The following is a 20,932-nucleotide window of genomic DNA, read 5'->3' as shown; positions in this document are numbered from 1 at the left end:
CAGAGAACTGACAAGAAGGCGTGGTGAGACGATTGACGGACATCATCCTGGAGATGAAGAACATAACGAAGGAATTCCCCGGCGTGAAGGCGCTCGAGCGGGTGAACCTGCAGGTGAAGGAAGGCGAGATCCACGCCCTGATGGGCGAGAACGGGGCCGGCAAGTCCACCCTGATGAAGGTGCTGAGCGGGGTCTATCCGCATGGCTCCTATACGGGCGACATCCTGTTCAAGGGCCAGGTATGCCAGTTCAAGGACATCAAGATGAGCGAGAGCCTCGGCATCGTCATCATTCACCAGGAGCTGGCGCTGATCCCGTACCTGTCGATTGCGGAGAATATTTTTCTGGGCAATGAACGGGCCAAAGGGGGCGTCGTCGACTGGAACGAGACGTTTGTGCGCACGAAGGAGCTGCTGGGCAAGGTGGGGCTGCACGAGTCCCCGAACACGCAGATCGGCCAGCTCGGCGTCGGTAAGCAGCAGCTCGTGGAGATCGCCAAGGCGCTGGCCAAGCGTGTGCAGCTGCTCATTCTTGACGAGCCGACGGCGGCTCTCAACGAGGACGACAGCGAGAATCTGCTGCAGCTGCTACTCGAGCTGAAGCGGCAGGGCATCTCGTCGATTCTCATCTCGCACAAGCTGAACGAAATCTCGAAGGTGGCCGACTCCATCACGATCCTGCGGGACGGCCGGACGATCGAGACGCTCGATATGCGCCGGGACAACATTACCGAGGACCGGATTATCAAAGGCATGGTCGGCCGCGACCTGACCCAGCGCTATCCGGAGCGCGAGCCGAAGATCGGGGAGACGATCTTCGAGATCAAGAACTGGAACGTGTTCCATCCGCAGCAGGCGGACCGGCAGGTGCTTCATGATATCAACCTCCAGATCCGGCGGGGCGAGATCGTAGGCATAGCGGGACTGATGGGGGCGGGCCGCACGGAGCTGGCGATGAGCATCTTCGGCCGGTCGTACGGGCAGAAGATCAGCGGCACCATGATCAAGGACGGCAGGCAGCTCGAGCTGCGCAGCATTCCAGAGGCGATCGGAAGCGGCATCGCTTACGTGACGGAGGACCGCAAGCACTACGGGCTCGTGCTCATGGACAATATCAAGCAGAACATCACGCTGGCCAATCTCGGCAAGATCTCGAAGCGCGGCGTCGTGGACGAGAACCGGGAAGTGGTCGAGGCGGAGAGCTACCGCAAGAAGATGAATATCAAGTCGCCGAGCATCTTGCAAAAGACGGGCAATCTCAGCGGGGGCAACCAGCAGAAGGTGGTGCTCAGCAAGTGGATGTTCGCGGAGCCGGATCTGCTGATCCTCGACGAGCCGACCCGCGGCATCGACGTCGGGGCCAAGTACGAGATCTATACGATCATTCACCAGTTAGCGGCTGAGGGCAAAGGCGTGCTCATCATCTCGTCGGAGCTGCCGGAGGTACTCGGCATGTGCGACCGGATCTATGTCATGAGCGAGGGCCGGATCACCGGCGAATTCCCGCGGGCTGAGGCGTCGCAGGAGAAGCTCATGAAATACATGACGAAGACCAGGGGGTAGGGCATGAATACGGTTAAGGAGCTTTTCCGGGGCAATATCCGGCAGTACGGCATGGTGATCGCGCTGCTGTTCATCATGGTGTTTTTTCAGATTCTAACGGACGGCATTCTGCTCAAGCCGCTTAACATTACGAATCTCATTCTTCAGAACTCATACATTCTCGTGCTGGCGATCGGCATGCTGCTTGTCATCATCACGGGGCACATCGATCTGTCGGTCGGCTCGGTGGCGGCTTTCGTGGGCGCAATCTCCGCCATTCTCATGGTGGATATGCAGATGCACTTCGTGCCTGCGATGCTGATCTCGCTGCTCATTGGCGCCCTCGTCGGCGCATGGCAGGGCTTCTGGGTCGCGTATGTGCGGATTCCGTCGTTCATCGTCACGCTGGCCGGCATGCTCCTGTTCCGCGGCCTGACGATGATCGTGCTCGACGGCAAATCCATTGCGCCGTTCCCGAAGACGTTCCAGAAGATCTCCTCGGGCTTCCTGCCCGATGCGTTCGGCGGCAAAATCCACATGCTGACGATCATCATCGGTATCGTCCTCTCACTGATCCTTGTATTCTCCGAGTGGAGAAAGCGCAGTACGCAGCAGAAATATGGCTTCGAAGTTGGTTCCGGGGCGCTGTTCGCATTGAAGCTGGCGGCGATGGTCGCCGTGCTCAACATCTTCACTTATGTGCTGGCGACCTACGAAGGGATTCCAAACATCCTCATTCTGCTGTTCGTACTCATCGTGATCTATACGTTCGTGATGAACCGTACGATTGTCGGGCGTCACATCTATGCGCTCGGCGGCAACGAGAAAGCGGCGAAGCTGTCCGGGGTCAAAACGCAGCGCATCACGTTCTGGGTATTCGTGAACATGGGCGTGCTCTCTGCTCTGTCGGGTCTGATCTTCGCAGCGCGTCTGAACTCGGCCACACCGAAGGCCGGTGTGAACTTCGAACTCGATGCGATCGCAGCGTGCTTCATCGGCGGCGCATCCGCCTCGGGCGGGATTGGGACGGTCATCGGCGCGATCGTCGGCGGCCTGGTCATGGGCGTCATGAACAACGGGATGTCGCTCGTCGGCCTCGGCATCGACTGGCAGCAGGGCATCAAGGGCCTGGTGCTGCTTCTCGCGGTAGGGTTCGACATCTATAATAAGAACAAAGGCGTAAGCTGATGGATTCATAAGGGTTGGAGGGTGAAAAAGGAAGGGAAGGCCAAAAAGGCTCCGGGGCGAGATGGCTCCGGAGCCTTTTTTGCATCGTGCGGCTGCGATGGCTGCGCGCCGCAGGGTGTTGTATGCGCAGCGGACGGTCCTGTTAGCCGGGCAGGGGGCTCGGCCGGCTGGCGTTTTTGCGCGCGAGCCGTACCGTCGGGCCGTCAGCTATTCCGACGCTGGAAGAGCGGCTGCGCTTCCGTTATAAATAAGGCAGGTTGCTCACGGACATAGCCTCCGGACCAGCGGGCGTGGATTGCCGCTTCGTGGGGCAAGGAGGCGAAGGGGAACGCCCCCCATCCGGCTGGAGGGTTGAACGCTGAAGCGATCTTCTTTTCACTTGGCGTCCGGGTTCCGGAAGAGGAGCCCTGTGGATCTGTACGCCGCTTTGTGGCGGTTGCAGGAACGGACGGTCTGCGCTTTATTCCTTCCCGGCCAAGATCAGGCCGGCTTCGGCCTTGGTCAATACGGCTGCATCATGACGATGCCCTGTGGACGCGTTGTGCTTCGCGATAGCTTCCCGCTGGGTCGCCGTTGCCGGCTGCCGGTGGATGAGCGTCTCCAGATTCCGATGGGCGATCTTCTCCTGCAGCCCGGGGTCGTCCAGCGCATCGAGCAGCCTGTACATGCTCTCGATTGCCGCTTCTTCCCCGCCCGGCAGGCCGAAGCCCGAGTCGGTGCTGAGCATGAAGCGGTCGGGGTACTCCCGCATGACCGGCACGAAGTCCGCCAAAGTATGGGAGCTCTCCGGATTCAGTGCCGTAAAGCCGGCGAAGAAATCCATATACAGGTTCGGGTGCCGCTCAAGCAGCTTCCGGAGGTTCTCGGGGGAGTTAAACGCATTGGCATGGGCAAATATGAACGTGGTTTTGGGGTAAGCTTCCAGCGCTTCTTCCAGCTTCTGACCGGCAGGGCCGTTCGGAGGATCGATGTGCAGGAGCAGCGGAGCCTGGTATTCGGCGCAAAGCTCATAGAGACGGGGCAGGATGCCGTCCATCGGATCTTTGGTCTTCCAGGCGACCTTGGCCAGCACGGGAGAGCGGGTGGAGGCGGCCGCCAGCTCGCCGAGGCCGAAGAAGCCTTTCTCCAGATTGGCGCGCGCCATCTTGAGACCGGATTCCTCCAGGAGATGGATTCCGGAGGAAAAAGGGATAACGGTCTGCGGAGCTTGCTGGTAGGCGTTCCAGGCCATCTCGTCCGTCCGGACCGCCGAAGGCTCCGATACGTCGCCGAAGAGCACGATGCGGTCCACGCCAAGGCGGGACCACGTATCGAGCTTGGAGGTATAGCTTTCGGCATCGTGATTATGGGCGTCGATCAGCGGGATCCCGCCGTACTGTCTCAGCAGCTCGGTCGTGCTTTTGGCCGTCACCCTCGCAGGCGCTTCGGCTGCGGCCGGATGGCTTGTATTGGCGGGAATCTGCTGAGGAGGTGAGATGCCTGCGGGGACGGGACCCGTGCCCGGGAAGAGACTGCGGTACAGCAGAGTGCCGCCGGCGAGCAGAACGAGCAGGCCGGCGGTGATCACAGGCGTGGTTTTCCATATGGGGGACAAGGGGCGCACCTCCTTTCGATTTGAAAGCGATTACCGATCTAGTTGCATCGTATCCGTTTTGGTAAAAAGATACAATATCCCCCCGGCAAAAAAAGATCTTTCAGCCCATCGGGAAGTCTGGAAAAAAGAGCATGCCAAAAAGGCGGTGCTCCCCGGCCTGCGGCCGGAAGGTCATCCGCCTGATCGCTGTAATCCGAGTGCTCTAGAATATACTCCACTCCATTGCCTCCGACATCGTCTGGAGCAGATGCACGCCTGCCGTGCTGTTGCCCTTATGGTTCAGCGCAGGGCCAATGACGCCGACGCCGTAGCGTCCGGGCACAAGGGCCAGGATGCCGCCGGCCACACCGCTCTTCGCCGGCATGCCGACCTTAATTGCGAACTCGCCGGAGGCGTTGTACATGCCGCAGGTGATCATGAACGTCTTCGCTATGGCGACATAGCGCCTTGGAATCAACTCGCGGCCGCTTACCGGGTCCTTGCCGTTCAGGGCGAGAACAAGGGCCATGCGGGCCAGATGCCGGCAGGTGACCTCGATGGAACAGTGCTTGAAGTACAGGTCGAGCACCTCCTCGACATCGCCGTCCAGCACGTGGTTGTCCTTCAGGAAGTAGGCCAGCGACCGGTTGCGGTGTGCGTGGGCCGACTCGGAGGCGTATACCGCTTCATTATAAGTGAGGTCGGGATCGCCCGACACCTCGCGGAAGAAGGCAAGAATCCGGCTGAGCTTGTCCGCTGGGGACACGCCGTGGATCAGTGAAGAGATGGCGATGGCTCCGGCGTTGATCAGCGGATTGAACGGGATGCCGGGCGGCACGAGCTCCAGCTTCAGCATCGAGTTGAAATCGTCACCGGTCGGCTCCATGCCCACCTTCTGGAAGACGCCGTCCTCGCCGTGGTCCATCAGGGCCAGCAGCAGGGTGAACACTTTGGAGATACTCTGCATGGTGAACGTCAGTCCGCAGTCCCCCGCGGTGATTTCCGTGCCATCGGCTGCCATCACCGTGACCCCCAAGGCATCCGCCGGAGCATACGCCAGCTCGGGAATATAGGAGGCGGGCCGGCCGAGGACGGTATATTTGCGGCTTTCTTCCAGCCATTCCGGCAGTTGTTCGGCAATGAGTTCCATATCGGTCTTCGGGCTCATCGGTCACCCTCCTCAGCAGATGGTTCGTTATATGTACTAGCATAGCCTTTTTTGGGGAGGAAGAAAAGCATAAGGCCGAGGCCGGCAGGCGGGCAGGCGGAAGATTGGAGAGCGGGCATGCACGGGTTACGAGAGAGAAGCGGTTGACCCGGTACCGCGCCGTGAACCTCGAATGAGGCCTCACGGCTGCTCCAGTTGACAAGCGGCTCCTTCCCGCGCATCATGGGATTATATTCCTTGTAAGGACGAAACGGAGCGTCTGTGGAGGGGCCAATGGAGCATGCCAGCCTGTATCATCCGAGATATCTGGAGGAAGAATGCCATCTCCGGACGGTAGCGTACTATTCCAAGCAGTGGAACGGGTTTCAGATGCCGTTTCATACCCACCGTGCCGCCGAGATTATGTATGTGATCTCCGGGGAGTGTGCGGTCGAGTTCGCGGAGGGCCGGGAGCAGCTCGGGAAAGGGGATCTCATCCTGATCGACGCGCTGGTGCCGCACCGGCTGATCGTGCAGGAGGATACCGTGTGCCGGATGCTGAACGTCGAGTTCGTGCCGGGGCCGAAGCAGGGGGTGTTTCCGTCGCTGCGGCAGCTGGCCGAGGAGAATGAAGTTCTGCGCGCGATGCTGGGCCGCGTGCGGCCTTATCTTGTGCTGAGCGACACGGGCGACGTCTATCATACCCTGAAGAGTCTGGTACTGGAGCTCAGCGACCAAAGCCGGGGCGGCTTCATGGTCCAGCTGCTGCTGTCCCAGCTGCTGCTCCGCGTGGCCCGGCTGGCGGCGGAGGCGGAGGAGCGGCAGGCGAATCCCGGAGATCTCTACGTCAAAAAGGTGATCTCCTACCTGCATCATCACTACGACTGTGATCTCCGGGTGAAGGAGCTGGCGGAGGCCGTGAATCTGCATCCGAGCTACCTGCACCGGATCTTCCGGATGCATACGGGAAGCTCGATAGTCGAATACCTCACGGCGCTGCGCATCGAGAAGGCCAAGATGCTCCTGGCCAAGACGGATATTCCCGTCATCGAGATTCCGGGCTATATCGGAATGAATTCCAGGCAGTACTTCAGCGCCGTGTTCAAAAAGCAGACCGGTCTCACGCCGCTGCAGTACCGCCTGGGGGTTGAGGCTTGGCAGCGGGACGAATAACCGGGGAGGAGGGCCGGCGGTCGCGTGGCCATGCAATCCGTGCGCGGACAGTGTCAAGCGGGCAGCTTGAAGGAACGGCTGCCTGGGCAACCGCCGTGCGGTTGGTAAGACCGGCTCACGTGATCCGCTGCAAGCCATCTGTCAGACTCAAAGAAGGCTGTTCCTGCGCAGAACCTCCTCTGCGCTGGAACAGCCTTCTTGATTACTGGTGATGGGGGCAGAAGCGGCGCATGAGCTCAGCGGTCTCCGCATCGTCCGGACGGCCGCGCTCCTTCAGGCTATCGGCGATATGGGTGCGGCGCTCCTCGTTCAGGTTCTGGCCGAATTTGAACTTCGCGGTCAGCTCGCTGACCGTGATCCGGACGACCGAGACGCCGCGAAGCTCTCCGCGGTATTCGGGGTCTTCGGCCGTGATGGGCGCATAGCCGCCTTCCGGCTGCAGCTTCTCCATCAGGGAGGAGAGAGCGCCGGCCTTCTCGTCCAGATCCTCCACGGGCTCGGCGACTCCGCGGATATGCACGGATTTGAAGAACGCCGTAGCGGGACAGGCCTGACGCGGGTCCGTGAAGTAAGATGGAACGATTGCGTACTCCTTCGAGACGGCGAAGCTCACCTTGTCCGATTGGGCGATCTCCTTCATTTTGCTGCCGGCGCGGGACCCGTGAAAGTAGATATTCCCGTTCCAGTAGGCGTAGTTCAGCGGCGTGAGATGCGGCCAGCCGTCCGCTCCCTCCGTCGCCAGGTAACCGTAAGACATCCCGCTTAGGAAGGCGTCGATTTCGTTTTGTTCCTCTACGGAAAATTCTTTTCTTCTCATGGGCTGTTCCTCCGTCGATGATTTTTATTCATCATAAGGGAACAAGTGGATGTTCAAAAGATCCAATTATGCGCTTTTCTATTGTACCAATCGCCCGGCAAGAGAGGCTGGTATCATCAGGCGGTGACCGCATGGCGCACCTTGTCCTTTACTGGCCGCCCTTGTTCCCGTTATACGGAAAGCGGCTCTCCAGTCCCCGAGCATGTCAAAAACGCCTATCCCGGTGATAGGCGTTCTCTTCACTAACTTTTCAATGCTTAATCCCCTATCGTGCTGCGGAAATAGTGGCAGTAGGCCTCGTCTCTTACATAGCCCATCCGCTCGTACAAGCGCTGTGCCGTAAGGTTGTCCGGCGCCGTTTCGAGCTGGAGCCCCTTGGCGCCGCTCTCACGGGCGAGCCGCTCGGCCGCCTCCAGCAGCAGGGCTGCGGCCCCGCGGCCCCGTGCTTCGGGCCGCACGTACAGGTCATTGAGCGTCCAGAGCCGCTTCATCGAGACGGAAGAGTAGCCGGGGTAGAGCTGGGTGAAACCCAGCGCTTCCGGCGGATCCTCCTGGCAGGCGAGGAGGATGACGGATTCTCCGCGGGCCATCAGGCCTTCGAGGAAGCGTGCCGCCCCTTCCGGGTCGGAAGGCTGCCCATAGAACCGGCGGTAAGCGTCGAAGAGCGGGACAACGGCCTCAAGTTCGGCGGGTCCGGCAGTGATGATGCGGATCGGTGAGGAAGGGATGGTCATATCCTGATGCTCCTTTGCATGGGTTCATACCGGAGTGATCTTATCTTGGGTATCATACCCTGCTTCATTGACAATCGAATAGATCCAATTATCATTAAAAAGATTAGTCCACTTGTCCGTCCGGGCCTGCCGCTTCAGCGGTCCGACCGCAGCAGCGGACTTACGCAGCATGGAGGAGAACGTCAGCTATGCATTTTCATATCCCATACCATTCGAATCTGGAACGCTACCCGACGAAGCTGCTGGCCCTGTACCACGCGCTGAGGGACAGCATGATCGGCGGCGTGCTCGAGCGCGGGACGCGCCTGCCCTCCACAAGGGAGCTGGCCGCCGCCTACGGGTTATCCCGGGGGACCGTGAACCAGGTCTACGAGATGCTGGCGGCCGAAGGCTACGTCGACTGCCGGACAGGCAGCGGCACGTACGTCGCTTTCCGGCGCAGCATGCTTACCGGGACCGGCGCTTTCCCTTCCCGGCCGGCGGATGAACCGGCTTACCCTCTCTCCCCGTGGAGCCGGCGGCTCGGTCCGCCGCCGGGGGAGCATGTGCACGGCGGCGGGGAGGCCCCCTCAAGCCGTCCCGTTTCCGGCGGCTTCATCGACTTCCACTACTTCTCGCCGGATCTCAGCGGGTTCCCGCGCGAAGAGTGGAACCGCTGCCTGCACGCGGCGGTGCGGGGAGAGCCGGCGGCCCGGCTGCAGGACGAGCCGGCCCAGGGCTGGGAGCCGCTGCGCGAGGCGATCGCACAGTACCTGCGCCGGGCCCGCGGCATGGCGGCCGAGCCTGGACAGATCGCCATCACCGGCGGCTCCGTCCAGGCGATCGCGCTGCTCGCGCAGCTGCTGATCGGCCCCGGAGAGACGGCCGTGGTGGAGACGCCGTCGTACGGCGGATTCCGCCGGGCGGTCTGCGCCGCAGGGGGGCGCTGCATCGACGCGCCGATCGACGGCGAGGGCATCATTCCCTCGCCGTGGGACGCGCGCGTGCTCTTCGTCACGCCGACGCGGCAGTTCCCGACCGGCGTGGTGCTCTCGCTGGAGCGGCGCCAGCGGCTGCTCGAGTGGGCCGAAGCGAGAGGCGCTGTCATCATTGAGGACGATTACGACAGCGAGTTCCGCCACCGCGGCAAGAGCCTCGAGCCGCTGCGCGTGCTGGGCGGCGAGGAGCGGGTCGTCTACGTCGGCTCGTTCACGAAGTCGCTGCTGCCCCCTACGCGGCTCGGGTACGCGGTGCTGCCGCCCCCGCTGGTCGAACCGTTCACACGCGCGCAGGCGCTCTTCGAGCCGTTCCCGGTCAACCTGCTCGAGCAGAAGGCGCTGGCCGCCTTCATGGCCGGCGGGGCGTACGAGCGGCATCTGCGCCGGATGAAGCGGACCTACGGGCGCAAGTTCCAGCTGCTCTCGGATGCGGTCAAGCGGGAGTTAGGCCCGCTCATCGAGTGGACCGAGAGCGATGCGGGGCTTCATCTGTTCGGCTGGTGGCGGGGTGGCGAAGCGTCGTACGCGGCCTTCCGGAGCGCCGGAGAGGCGGAAGGGGTCCGCTGGTCGGAAGCGGAGGCGGAGCTCGAAGGAGGGCGCCGCTTCGGGGTGTACTTGAACTTCCCGCATCTGACGGAGGAGCAGATCCGGGAAGGGGTGCGGCGGATGGCCCGGGCAGGGGAGTTGACCCTCCAAAGAAGTTAGGCTGCCGGCAGGAGATTCGGCCTGCGGGTCGAATAGTTTTATGTTGGACCCTGATTTCACCGGCCTATCCATCGTTCTCCACTTTGGCGGGTTTATGCGGTGTATTTTCAGTGTCATGACCATTAGGTTTGTGCCGGCGGCGCCGGCTTCAGATAACGGAACGGAGGAAAGGAAATGGGCAGCAGCACCTCCATCGCACTCTCGCCTTACCGGAGGTTTACGTTGACGCTGGGCTTGTCGGTCGGCTTCATTGGGGTTCTCCTCTCGGCCGTCACCTTATGGGCCTGCGGTACGTTTGTCGCCCGCGATACCGTGGAGCTGACAAGAGCAGCGGTAGTGAAACATTTTGCCAAGCTTCCGCAGCTGGCCTCGATATTCCCGGAGATATCCGGCGAGGCAGGCTCCGGCAGCCCCGGCGAGGCACCGGCGAATGCGGAGAAGATGACCCGGCCCACGCCGGCGGATCTGCTTCAGAGCTATGACCGGATGCTGCCGATGGTGCGGATGCATTTTGACCTCTATTCGATCCTCGACGCCAACTTCTATGACACGGACGGCCGCATCGTGTTCTCCTACGACAAGGAGGCGATCGGGCAGGTGGTGGATGCTTCCCTGCTCGGGTCCCTGGAGAAAGCGGCCACGAACGCCCAGGTGGTGTACCAGCGTCTTGGCGGCCATATTCTGCATCTCTGGCTGCCGGTGCAGCGGGAGGACGGGCAGGTGGCCGGCGTAGTCGAGGTGAAGCGGGATATCAGCGAGCAGGATCGGCAGATCGGCTGGCTGGAAGGCGTTCTGATGACGATCATCGTGCTCGGGATGCTTGGCCTGTTCCTTGCGCTTCATCACGTCTTCCGGAACTCGGCGGGTACCATCGACCGTCAGAACCGGGAGCTTGAGGCCATGGTCTCGCGGATCGAGCGGACCTACGACGAGTCGCTTCAAGCGCTCTCCTCCGCCCTCGATTCCCGGGACAATGAGACCCACGGCCATTCCTTCCGCGTCACCTCCTACGCGCTGCGTCTTGGGATGGAGATGAACCTGCCGGACAAGGAGCTCGGGTATCTGGCCCGCGGAGCGCTGCTGCACGACGTGGGGAAGATCGGGGTGCCGGATGCAATCCTGCTGAAGCCGGCGGAGCTGACGGAGGAAGAGTGGGTCGTGATGAAGAGCCACGTAGAGATCGGCTACCGGATGCTGAAGCATATCACCCTCCTCAGCCCCTCGCTCGATGTCGTCCGCTATCATCACGAACGGTGGGACGGAGGAGGCTATCCGTATGGGCTGCGTGGGGAGGAAATTCCGCTCTTCGCCCGCATCTTCGCCCTCTGCGACAGCTACGATGCCATGACCTCGGACAGGCCTTACCGCAAAGGCTGGGGCTATACCGAGGCAAGGGCGGAGATTGAGCGCTGTACCGGCACCCAGTTCTGCCCGGAGGTGGTGCAGGCGTTCCTGCGCATCCCGAAGGAGCGCTGGCTGGAGATCGAAGAGGCGAGCCGGGAGGGCGAGCCGCAGGAGCTTCTCGGCCGGATGCTGGAGGAGACGATGGGGGTGCGCGAGCCTTGAGCAGGACGCGGCTTTCCAGGGCTTGTACGCTTGTACGGCGGAGAAGATGATCCCGCAGCAAAAAGCCGCGAAAGGGCAGGCACTGAATGTGCCTAACGTTTCGCGGCTTTTTGGAGTTGACGCGTTGACGCTGCAGCGGGTCCTATCGCCGCGGCCATGATTCCATCCTGGCGGTTACACGCTGCCGGATTCGGAAGACCACTCCTTCAGCGTACGGTCCCGCGGCAGGAAGAAGGTCAGCAGCCCGATCAGCGGCAGGTAGCTGACCAGCTCCATGACAGGCCGCAGCTTGATCACGTCGATCAACCCGCCGAGGGCTACCGCGCCCAGCGCGCCGAGACCGAAGGCCAGGCCGGTGATCAAGCCGGATACCGTGCCCACCTTGCCGGGGATGAGTTCTTGGGCATAGACGACGGTCACCGAGAAGCTCGAGAGAATGATGAAGCCATTGATCAGCAGAATAACGTAGGTCCAGAACGCGTCCGCGTAAGGAAGCACCAGAGCCAGAGGCGCCGAGCCGAGCATCGAGAAGAAGATGACGTTGCGCCGGCCGATCTTGTCGGAGATCGGACCGCCGAGGAAGGTGCTCAGTACGCCTGCGGCCGTGAACAGGAAGATGTAAAGCTGGGCGCGCTCCAGCGTGATCCCGAACTTCTCCATGAGATAAAACGGATAATAGATCGTTATCCCCGCATGGTACCAGGATCTCGCGAAGACCAGGAAGATCAGCATCCCGACCGCAAAGGAGATCTGCCTGCGCCGCAGGGGATCGATCTGACGGGCGGCGGCCGGCTTGGCGGCTCTCGGATGAGCCTTGAGATACCCGGCATACCAGCGGGAGATGTACATCTGGACTACAATGGCCAGGCCCGCAACGGCCGTGAACCAGATCGCCCCGAACTGCCCTAGAGGCACGAAGACCAGGGCGGTCATAATGGAAGCGAGCGATTGGCCGGTATTGCCGCCGACCTGGAAGATCGACTGCGCAAGGCCACGCCGCGGACCTCCGGCCATGTAAGCCACGCGGGAGCCTTCCGGGTGGAAGACGGCCGAGCCGAGGCCGATGAGCAGGACGGATATGAGCACCAGCGGGTAGTTAGGGGCAAGGGCCAGCCCCAGCACGCCGAGGAACGTAAGGCCCATGCCCAGCGGCAGCATGTACGGCATGGGCTTGCGGTCCGAGTACAGACCGACGACCGGCTGCATTACCGAAGCGGTCATGTTGAGCGCGAAGACGATGATGCCCGACTGCATATAGGAGAGCTTCATGCTGTCCTTGATGATTGGCAGAATCGCGGGAATGACCGACTGGATCGTATCATTGAACAAATGAACCAGCGAGATCGCGAACAGGATACGGAATAAGGTCGGCCGCACATCCGGCTGTGGCGCCGGCTTCGCGGCAGGGCCCGCGGCGGCCCCAGGTTGAATCTGCATGGTCAGGGCTCCTCTCGGTCATGTGTGTACAGGAACACGGGCGGCGTCCGGTGGTTCTCAGGGCTTCTACCGGCGGCGGGGAGCCCGCAATAAATCACCGCAGGCGCAGCTCCTCAGCATGCGCCTGCGTGTATGGATATCGGGCGGACCGGTTAGCCGCGCCGTTGGAAAGTGCCGAGCTTCTCGCCCATCCGGACCTTGCTGCCCACCTGCAGATCGCTGCGGCTCTCGAATGTGCCCGTCTCCGTGAGCAGCACCACGGTAGAGCCGAATTCGAAATAGGCAAGCTCACCGCCGCGCTCGAGCAGATCCGGCAGCGGAGCGGCGTATTGAATCGAAGAGACGTTAAGCGCGCCGACCTTCACGACAGCCACCTCTCCGCCTTCGTGCTCCACATAGGTGATCAGCCGCTCGTTGCGGCTCAGCACGCGGCGCATATGCTTCAGCCCGAAGTCATTGACCGGGTATACCTTGCCCGGCACATGCTCCTTCTCAATAATCGTCCCGTCCACCGGCGAATGAATCCGGTGGTAATCGGTCGGGCTGAGATAGAGTACATAATAGAAGCCATTCTTATAATTGACCATCCGCGGACTGTGGTTGAGCAGCTCCTCGACCGTATAGTCCTGTCCCTTCACGTTCAGAATCAAGCCTTCCTTGATCGGGCCCATTCCAGTGATCAGTGCGTCCACAGGGGAGACCATGGTCTCCGGCGATGTATCGACGGGCCGCAGGCCGCTCTTCAGGCGCCGGGTGAAGAAGTCGTTGAGCGAAACGTATTCATGGACGGCCTTCTCCGCATCCTCCAGCGGAATGCCGTAGGTCTTGGCAAAGCGCGGGATCAGGGAGCGGGAGGCCCTGGACTTGGCAAAGGCGCCGGTGAGCTGCGACACCAATTTGCGGGACGATAGCTCGGTCAGCAGCCGAAAAAACGATATCTTCATGCTTCTGGGTTCACCTGTTTCTTTGGATGTAAGTATTCGGAATCTAACGCTTATCTTGACATAAGAGAGGCCACAAATCAACAAAGAAACACGGCCGGACAGCACGAAAAGCCTCCACCCGGAGGCTTTTCGTGCCGAAGCAGCCTATATGCAAGTGTCGTGAAAGACAAGCGTCAGTCCATATCGGATTCGTTGCTGCGGGTCCGTCCGCCGCTACCTCAGTAAGGGTCTGTTCCTCCAGAGGAGGCCTCATCCGCTTCGCACGCATTCTTATACTCGCCGCAGGTCAGGCAGGTAGCCAGATTGACCAGGATGGGGCAGCAGGAGCCCGACAGCTTGGTGCAGGAGACAGGGGTACGGTATCCGGGCTCGGAGGAGATCATTGTGCAGTAAGAGCAGTTTGCCACCATCTCGGCCGTGAGCCCAACCAGAAAAGGAGTAGATTCGATCGGTACGGTTACGGTTTCATTCATTCGACGCGTTCCTTCTTTCTCTTTAAAGATAGCGCTTCCAATGGAAGATGCCGCAGCACAAGATGAATACTCACTCTGACTCAAGCAGAATACGTAAATTGCGAGCAAGGACTAGTGTACCAGAAACCGGTAGAGAAGGCTAGGGGTTCCATCTAATTTTATTTACATATGCAGAAAGAGGAAATGGCATTGACAAACGGGCCTATCGTGATAAGATGGGAAATGTCACTAGGGGAGCCGCACAGGCTGAGATTGGACCAATAGGTCCTAAACCCTCTGAACCTGATCTGGATGATACCAGCGTAGGGAAGTGGAGAGCGTAGCACGCCGTTCATTTTTCATGTGCTTACAATGCCGCTTCCGAGCTACGGGGGCGGCTTTTTGGCGTATCTGCCGCTTCCTGCGCGTCTTGTCCGCTTCGGCATCGCCCCGGTTTCTTCCATATATTCTTTTAAGGAGTGGATTCAATTGTCCAAAGGTTTGAAACTGACGGATATTCTCGTTACCGTCGTGATCGCCGTCGTCTTCGCCGTGATCTACCGGTTGTGGAATGAGGTGTACAATGTCCTTAAGATTCCGGGCTTTCAGCTCGAACAGCTCGGTTACGGCATGTGGTTCATTGCCGGCACCGCGGCATTCCTGATTCTGAGAAAGCCCGGCGTAGCCTTCCTGGCGGAGGCTGCGGCCGCTTCGGGGGAAATGATCATGGGTTCCGCCTACGGCGTAGAGGCTTTCACGTACGGACTTGTGCAGGGCTTGCTGGCGGAGCTCGTATTCGCAGCCGCAGGCTACAAGCGGCATACGGCGCTGATTGCAGGACTCGCGGGTGCGGCATCCGGCGTCGGCTCGATTGTGTATGATTATTTCAAGCTGTATCTCTCGGAGCTCCAAAGCTGGAACCTGATGCTCTATATCGTCTTCCGGATCGTCGGGGCGTTCCTGATTACCGGCCCGCTGGCTTATGTCATCGTGAAGGCGCTGGAGAAAACGGGCGTGACCCAGCTCGTGCGTCCGGCCAGCCGCAGCGATTACCAAGCGCTTGACAGGAAGAATACGTTCTAATGAGCTCAGCGGATACGCAAGTGCTGCATGGCAGCGGTGCCCCCTCCGCCCGGCAGCAGGAGCTTGCCGTCTCGGTAACGGGACTGCGGCTGAAGTTCCCGGGCAGCGCCCCGCTGCTTTTCGACGATTTGACGCTGGCGGTGCCCCGCGGGCAAAAGGTGCTGCTGCTGGGTCCGAGCGGCTGCGGCAAGTCGACCCTGCTCCAGGTGTTCTCCGGCCTTATACCGGGGTCCATTGAGGTCCCGATGAAAGCGGACGCCCTCCAGCTTCCCGGGGCTTGGGGCTATCTGTTCCAGGATCCGGACACGCAGTTCTGCATGCCTTATGTGGATGAAGAGCTGGCCTTCGTGCTGGAGAATCTCCGGGTGCCCCGGGAGGAGATGGCGGAGAGAATCCGCTTGTGCCTGGAGCGGGTCGGCCTTCACCTGCAGGACATTCACGTGCCGATCGCCTCTCTCTCCGGGGGCATGAAGCAGCGGCTTGCGATCGCTTCGCTGCTCGCGCTGGACCCGGACGTGTGGTTCCTCGACGAACCGACTTCTCTGCTCGATCCCGAAGGAACGGGCGAGGTGTGGGAGACTGTTAAGGCGGTAACGGAGGGCCGGACAGTGCTGATCGTGGAGCACAAGATCGAAGAGATCGCCGGCTTCGTGGACCGGGTCGTGCTCTTCGGGCATGACGCCCGTATTCTGGCGGACGGGCCGCCCCAGCGCGTGTTCCGGGAGCACCGGCAGGAGCTGCAGGAATACGGCATCTGGTATCCGGGCGTGTGGGAGGACTACGACCGCCGTCCGGACCTGAGGCCGGAGCGCGGACAGTCAGCCGCCCGCAGCGCACAGGTGGCCCAGCCCCTGCTGCGGCTGGAGGCGTTCTGCGGCTTCCACGGCCGGGAGAAGAAGATCGAGGTGCCCTCGGCCGAGATCTTCGGCGATGACTGGATCACCGTCGTCGGTCCGAACGGGGCGGGGAAGAGCACCCTGCTGCAGGCGCTGATGCAGCTCATTCCGACGCAGGGCCGCTATATGCTGGGCACGCGCGCCGTGAAGGGCTTCGACGATGTGATCGGGGAAGCCTCGTACGTGTTCCAGAACCCCGAGCTGCAGTTCGTAACCCACTCTGTCTTCGAGGAGGTCGCCTGGGACTACCGCCAGGAGGGCCTCCCGGAGGAGGAGGTGCGCCTCCGCTCCGAGGAAGTGCTGGAGTGGTACGGGCTCGCCGGCCACCGGGAGCTGCACCCGTATCAGCTGTCCCTCGGGCAGAAGCGGCGGCTCAGCGTGGCCTCGGCCACCGGCAAAGCCCGGCGTCTGCTGCTCCTTGACGAGCCGACCTTCGGGCAGGATGCGGCCAATACCTTTGCCCTTCTCGAGAAGCTCGAGGAGTGGCGAAGAGGAGGCAGCGCGATCGTCATGGTCACCCATGACCCCGAGATCGTGGCGCGGTTCGCCACCCGGGTGTGGGAGGTACGCGGGGGCCGGCTGGCGGCGGATCTGCCGCCGGAGGCTTACCGGGAGCTCCGAGGTCCTGCGGAAGCCGCCCCAGGAAAGGAGTCTGAAGCGCCGTGCCGCTGACCTGGACGTACCGCGAGACCTGGCTGCACCGGGCGAACCCGGCCTTCAAGATCGGGCTGTCCGTGCTGATGTTCCTCGCGGTGCTTTTTACTCATAACATCAATGTGCTTCTTCACTTCACCTGGCTGCACCTGCTGCTGTTCTACACGGCGACGGGGCTGCCGGCACGCCGCCTGCTGCTGCTGTCCCTGCCGTTCGCACTCATGCTCGTCTCCTCCTCGACCTCCATGCTGTTCTTCGGCAAAGGGGAGACGACCTGGCTGCAGTGGGGGCTGATCCACATTACCGAGGAGAGCTTCTACCGCTCCCTTCATATCGGGCTCAAGACCGTCAACATGGCGGTGCTCGGCCTGCTCTTCGGTCTGACGACAAGCCCGGTGCGCCTGTTCTATTCGCTGATGCAGCAGACGCGCCTTCCGGCACGGTATGCCTACAGCTTCATGGCGGCGCTCCGGCTGATGCCGATGATCGTCACCGAATACCAGGCGCTGCAGATGGCGCTGAAGGTCAGGGGCGTGAAGCGGGCCCGGGGCATCCGGGGCTGGATCGAAACGGTCCAGCGGCATGCGATCCCGCTGCTCGCCCAGAGCATCCGGCGCGCGCAGCGGATTGCCGTCGCCATGGAGGCCAAGCGCTTCACCTCGGACGCAGGGCGAACGTACTACTATGCCGTCGGCTGGTCTTCCAGCGATATCGTGCTCGCTGCGGCAGCCCTTCTGATCTGGGCGGCGGGCCTGCTGCTCGGCGGACATCTGCCGCTGCTGTCCGTCACGGACGTCCGCTGACCGGGGCATTGGCACAGGAGGGCACAACGCACGAATGGCGCCTGACGCGTTGAGACGGCCCAGCGCCGCTCCCACGGATCCTGCCCAAGCTCCGTCCATGCCGGGGGGCCGGAACAACATATTCCTACATTCCCCTATAGGAGGGCTCCAATCATGAGATTCTCGCAAGAACTCCGGGAGGCCGCCGATGCCAGCTGGCAGGCGAGCTTCGACCACCCGTTCGTGAGGGGCATCGGCGACGGCACGCTGCCGCTTGACGCCTTTCGCCACTATGTGCTCAATGACGCGTATTATCTCTCCCAGTTTGCCCGCGTCCAGGCCCTTGGGGCCGCCAAGGCGAACGATCTCTTCACGGTGAACCGGATGGCGGTGCACGCCCAGGGCACGTACGGCGCGGAGCTCTCGCTTCACGAGAAGTTCGCCGGCCTGCTCGGCATTACCGAGGAAGAGCGGGCGGCCTTCGAGCCGGCGCCGACCTCGTACGCCTACACCTCGCATATGCTGCGGGCAGCCTATTCGGGAGGGCTCGGCGACATCGTCGCCGCCATCCTGCCGTGCTACTGGCTGTATTATGAGATCGGAGAGAGACTGGCCGGCTGCACGCCTGAAGAGCCGATCTACCGGGAGTGGATCGCCGCCTACGGGGGCGACTGGTTCCGGGAGCTCGTGGAGGAGCAGATCGTCCGTCTCGACGAGCTGGCGGAGACGGCTTCCGCCGGGGACCGCGAGCGGATGAAGCGCCACTTCGTGACGAGCAGCCGCTACGAGTACATGTTCTGGGACATGGCTTACCGGAAGGAAGCCTGGCCGGTATAAGAGCCGCCCGGCACTTCTGTCATGCGGCCGAGCCTATAGTCAGCGCACAGCCCGAGCGGGCTGTGCGCTTTTTTTACCCCTAGACGGGCAATGAGAAGAAGCGCTATAATGGGAACGATGATATTGGAAGCGCTTACTACCAATATTGCCCATTCGGAAACGGAGGAGATGTCATGAAAGCCCAAGCCAAGCGTTATGCCGACATAGCACACACCCCCAAGTTTCAGGCCCTGATGGCACGGAAGAAAAAGTTCCTGCTTCCGCTCAGCCTCTTTTTCCTGGCCTACTACTTCATGCTGCCGATCCTGACGTCATATTCGAAGGTGCTCAACCAGCCTGCGGTGGGTCCGGTTTCGTGGGCTTGGATATTCGCCTTCTCGCAGTTCATCATGACCTGGGCGCTCTGCATCCTGTACTCCCGCAAGTCGGCCGAGTACGACCGGATGATCGAAGAGATCCGCGAAGAGCACGCTTGAGCAGCGGGGGGCATGCCTGAGAAGACCACACGGATTAATATTTTCCTAGCTGACGGAGGGATTTCATGAACGCGACCGCATTCCTGCTGTTTCTCGGCATTGTAGGCTTGACCCTGATCATTACATACTTTGCATCCAAGAAAACCAAAACGGCCAGTGAATTCTATACCGGCGGCGGCAGTCTCACCGGCTGGCAGAACGGTCTCGCGATTGCAGGCGACTATATGTCGGCGGCTTCGTTTCTCGGGATTGCGGGGACGATCGCGCTGGCCGGCTTCGACGGCTTCTTCTACAGCATCGGCTTCCTCGTAGCCTATCTTGTCGTGCTGTACCTGGTGGCCGAGCCGCTGCGGAATCTCGGCAAGTACACAATGGCGGACATGATCGCCGCCCGATTCAATAACTCCCGGGTACGCGGGATTGCCGCGCTCAATACGATTGCCATCTCCATCTTCTATATGATCGCCCAGCTTGTCGGGGCCGGCTCGCTGATCAAGCTGCTGCTTAATCTCGACTATACGGTATCGGTCCTCATCGTAGGCGTGCTCATGACGGTCTATGTGGTGTTCGGCGGCATGACTGCGACTTCCTGGGTGCAGATCACGAAGGCGATCCTGCTCATGGCCGGCACCTTCGTCGTATCCCTGATCGTGTTCGCGAAGTTCGACTTCTCGATCTTCACGATGTTCGAAGCGATGAAGAATGCGACGCCCCTGAAGGAGAGCTTCCTGAATCCCGGCAACAAATACAAGGTGCCGCTCGACACGCTGTCCCTGAATCTGGCGCTGGTTCTCGGGACGGCGGGTCTGCCGCACATTCTGATCCGCTTCTTCACCGTGAAGGATGCCCCTACGGCGCGCAGCTCGGTCGTCTATGCCACCTGGCTGATCGGCGCCTTCTACATCATGACAATCTTCCTCGGCTTCGGCGCGGCCGCCTTCGTAGGATATGACGCGATCGTGGCCCAGGACAAGGGGGGCAACATGGCGGCTCCGCTGCTGGCCCGGGCTCTTGGCGGCGATTTCTTCTTCGCCTTCATCTCGGCGGTGGCCTTCGCCACCATCCTGGCGGTCGTGACGGGCCTTGTGCTCTCCGCGGCGTCGGCGTTCTCCCATGACTTCTACAGCAATATTCTCCGCAAGGGCAAGGTGACGGAGAAGGAGCAGGTGAAGGTAGCGCGCTATGCCTCCGTCGGGGTGGCCGTCCTGTCGATCCTCCTCTCCTTGTTCGCGCAGAAGCTCAACGTGGCGTTCCTGGTCAGCGTGGCCTTCGCCGTAGCGGCGAGCGCCAACCTGCCGGTCATCCTGTTCACGATCTTCTGGCGCCGATTCAACACGGCTGGAGCGGTGACGGGCATGCTGACCGGCCTCATCTCCGCGCTGCTGCTCGTGTTCTTCTCGCCGAGCGTCTGGTCGCCGGAGGCCGGCAAGGCGATTCTCGTCGGCACGCCGCTCTTCCCTTACGCCAACCCGGGCATCATCTCGATCCCGCTCGGCTTCCTCGGGGCGATCATCGGCACGCTGGTGACAACGAGCAGCAAGGTGCCGCAGGAGCACAGCGACAAGTTCGATGAGATTCTCGTGCAGGCCAACACCGGGATCAAGCCCGAGGAGACGGCGCTTCCGGCAGGAAGCGTGAAGTCCAAGGTCCGCAGGGACAAGGGCGTGAAGCCGGGCTCCGGCTCCCAAACGTTCGATCAGTAACTATGACGGGGCGGGCTCCGAGCTCTCTCCCTATGCAGCACCGCCGGCAGGTATATCTGCCGGCCAATGGCTGGGCCGACATCTGTTCCTACAGATGTCGGCCTTTTTGTGCTGCTGGCGCGGCTCCCCCGAGACCGCACGCTGTTCACGAATCGCACGGACCGCGTGTGATGCAGTTCACAGAGATGCGGTCCGCTTCCCCGCTACAATAAGTCATATTTAAGGAAGACAGAGAATAGGAGGAACG

At 61.4% G+C, this 20,932-nt stretch carries 18 protein-coding genes and 1 riboswitch; of the genes, 11 read left to right on the top strand and 7 right to left on the bottom strand.

Annotated elements, in window-relative coordinates; all coding sequences use genetic code 11:
* Nucleotides 1-32 precede the first annotated feature (32 nt).
* Nucleotides 33-1,562, top strand: a complete 1,530-nt coding sequence (gene mmsA, locus ACP26L_RS29520) for a multiple monosaccharide ABC transporter ATP-binding protein (RefSeq protein WP_426455142.1) — start codon at nt 33-35, stop codon at nt 1,560-1,562.
* Between the two features lie 3 nt (nt 1,563-1,565).
* The gene (gene mmsB, locus ACP26L_RS29515; RefSeq protein ID WP_013920245.1) at nt 1,566-2,729 is read left to right on the top strand and encodes a multiple monosaccharide ABC transporter permease; all 1,164 of its coding nucleotides are present in this window, start codon (nt 1,566-1,568) and stop codon (nt 2,727-2,729) included.
* Between the two features lie 460 nt (nt 2,730-3,189).
* Here the strand turns inward: mmsB and ACP26L_RS29510 are convergent, their stop codons facing one another.
* Together ACP26L_RS29510 and glsA are read right to left on the bottom strand one after the other, a co-directional pair.
* A complete protein-coding gene (locus tag ACP26L_RS29510) occupies nt 3,190-4,323 on the bottom strand; it encodes an amidohydrolase family protein (protein ID WP_426448864.1) in 1,134 nt (377 codons plus the stop codon).
* 202 nt (nt 4,324-4,525) lie between these two features.
* Nucleotides 4,526-5,470 (bottom strand): glutaminase A, encoded by a 945-nt coding sequence (gene glsA, locus ACP26L_RS29505; RefSeq protein WP_426448862.1) that lies wholly within the window; start codon nt 5,468-5,470, stop codon nt 4,526-4,528.
* Nucleotides 5,471-5,743: 273 nt separating this feature from the next.
* On the opposite strand from glsA, the gene ACP26L_RS29500 reads away from it, so the two are divergent.
* The gene (locus ACP26L_RS29500) at nt 5,744-6,622 is read left to right on the top strand and encodes an AraC family transcriptional regulator (RefSeq protein ID WP_426448860.1); all 879 of its coding nucleotides are present in this window, start codon (nt 5,744-5,746) and stop codon (nt 6,620-6,622) included.
* A gap of 202 nt (nt 6,623-6,824) precedes the next feature.
* On the opposite strand, the gene ACP26L_RS29495 is transcribed toward ACP26L_RS29500, so the two are convergent.
* Together ACP26L_RS29495 and ACP26L_RS29490 are read right to left on the bottom strand one after the other, a co-directional pair.
* Nucleotides 6,825-7,439: a pyridoxamine 5'-phosphate oxidase family protein gene (locus ACP26L_RS29495; RefSeq protein ID WP_426448858.1), complete on the bottom strand. Its 615-nt coding sequence runs from the start codon at nt 7,437-7,439 to the stop codon at nt 6,825-6,827.
* Nucleotides 7,440-7,696: 257 nt separating this feature from the next.
* A complete protein-coding gene (locus tag ACP26L_RS29490) occupies nt 7,697-8,152 on the bottom strand; it encodes a GNAT family N-acetyltransferase (protein WP_426455140.1) in 456 nt (151 codons plus the stop codon).
* Nucleotides 8,153-8,361: 209 nt separating this feature from the next.
* Here ACP26L_RS29490 and ACP26L_RS29485 point away from each other — a divergent pair, with 209 nt between their 5' ends.
* On the top strand, nt 8,362-9,855 hold the full coding sequence (locus ACP26L_RS29485) for a PLP-dependent aminotransferase family protein (protein WP_426448856.1): 1,494 nt from the start codon (nt 8,362-8,364) through the stop codon (nt 9,853-9,855).
* Nucleotides 9,856-10,029: 174 nt separating this feature from the next.
* The gene (locus ACP26L_RS29480; protein ID WP_426448854.1) at nt 10,030-11,421 is read left to right on the top strand and encodes an HD-GYP domain-containing protein; all 1,392 of its coding nucleotides are present in this window, start codon (nt 10,030-10,032) and stop codon (nt 11,419-11,421) included.
* 174 nt (nt 11,422-11,595) lie between these two features.
* Here ACP26L_RS29480 and ACP26L_RS29475 read toward each other — a convergent pair whose 3' ends face one another.
* The 3 genes from ACP26L_RS29475 to ACP26L_RS29465 all read right to left on the bottom strand — a co-directional run bounded on the left by ACP26L_RS29475 (nt 11,596) and on the right by ACP26L_RS29465 (nt 14,275).
* Entirely contained in the window at nt 11,596-12,858 is a 1,263-nt protein-coding gene (locus ACP26L_RS29475; RefSeq protein WP_426448853.1) for an MFS transporter, read from the bottom strand.
* 152 nt (nt 12,859-13,010) lie between these two features.
* The gene (asd, locus tag ACP26L_RS29470; protein WP_426448851.1) at nt 13,011-13,802 is read right to left on the bottom strand and encodes an archaetidylserine decarboxylase; all 792 of its coding nucleotides are present in this window, start codon (nt 13,800-13,802) and stop codon (nt 13,011-13,013) included.
* Between the two features lie 218 nt (nt 13,803-14,020).
* On the bottom strand, nt 14,021-14,275 hold the full coding sequence (locus ACP26L_RS29465) for a hypothetical protein (RefSeq protein WP_426448849.1): 255 nt from the start codon (nt 14,273-14,275) through the stop codon (nt 14,021-14,023).
* A gap of 220 nt (nt 14,276-14,495) precedes the next feature.
* Nucleotides 14,496-14,601, top strand: a riboswitch (TPP riboswitch).
* Nucleotides 14,602-14,743: 142 nt separating this feature from the next.
* Here ACP26L_RS29465 and ACP26L_RS29460 point away from each other — a divergent pair.
* The 6 genes from ACP26L_RS29460 to ACP26L_RS29435 all read left to right on the top strand — a co-directional run bounded on the left by ACP26L_RS29460 (nt 14,744) and on the right by ACP26L_RS29435 (nt 20,685).
* Complete coding sequence (locus ACP26L_RS29460; protein WP_426448847.1) at nt 14,744-15,337, top strand: ECF transporter S component; 594 nt, start codon at nt 14,744-14,746, stop codon at nt 15,335-15,337.
* Nucleotides 15,337-16,905: an ABC transporter ATP-binding protein gene (locus ACP26L_RS29455; protein WP_426448845.1), complete on the top strand. Its 1,569-nt coding sequence runs from the start codon at nt 15,337-15,339 to the stop codon at nt 16,903-16,905. The genes ACP26L_RS29460 and ACP26L_RS29455 overlap by 1 nt, the downstream gene beginning before the upstream one ends.
* On the top strand, nt 16,896-17,690 hold the full coding sequence (locus ACP26L_RS29450) for an energy-coupling factor transporter transmembrane component T family protein (RefSeq protein WP_426448844.1): 795 nt from the start codon (nt 16,896-16,898) through the stop codon (nt 17,688-17,690). Before ACP26L_RS29455 ends, ACP26L_RS29450 begins: the two co-directional genes overlap by 10 nt.
* A gap of 153 nt (nt 17,691-17,843) precedes the next feature.
* On the top strand, nt 17,844-18,506 hold the full coding sequence (gene tenA / locus ACP26L_RS29445; RefSeq protein WP_426448843.1) for a thiaminase II: 663 nt from the start codon (nt 17,844-17,846) through the stop codon (nt 18,504-18,506).
* Between the two features lie 173 nt (nt 18,507-18,679).
* Complete coding sequence (locus tag ACP26L_RS29440; RefSeq protein WP_426448841.1) at nt 18,680-18,982, top strand: DUF485 domain-containing protein; 303 nt, start codon at nt 18,680-18,682, stop codon at nt 18,980-18,982.
* 65 nt (nt 18,983-19,047) lie between these two features.
* The gene (locus ACP26L_RS29435; RefSeq protein ID WP_426448839.1) at nt 19,048-20,685 is read left to right on the top strand and encodes a solute symporter family protein; all 1,638 of its coding nucleotides are present in this window, start codon (nt 19,048-19,050) and stop codon (nt 20,683-20,685) included.
* Nucleotides 20,686-20,932: the final 247 nt, after the last annotated feature.

Source organism: Paenibacillus sp. S-38 (genome assembly GCF_049942825.1).
GTDB lineage: Bacteria > Bacillota > Bacilli > Paenibacillales > NBRC-103111 > Paenibacillus_G.
The sequence above is the reverse complement of the archived record's forward strand: the minus strand, read 5'-3'. Positions and strand labels throughout refer to the sequence as shown.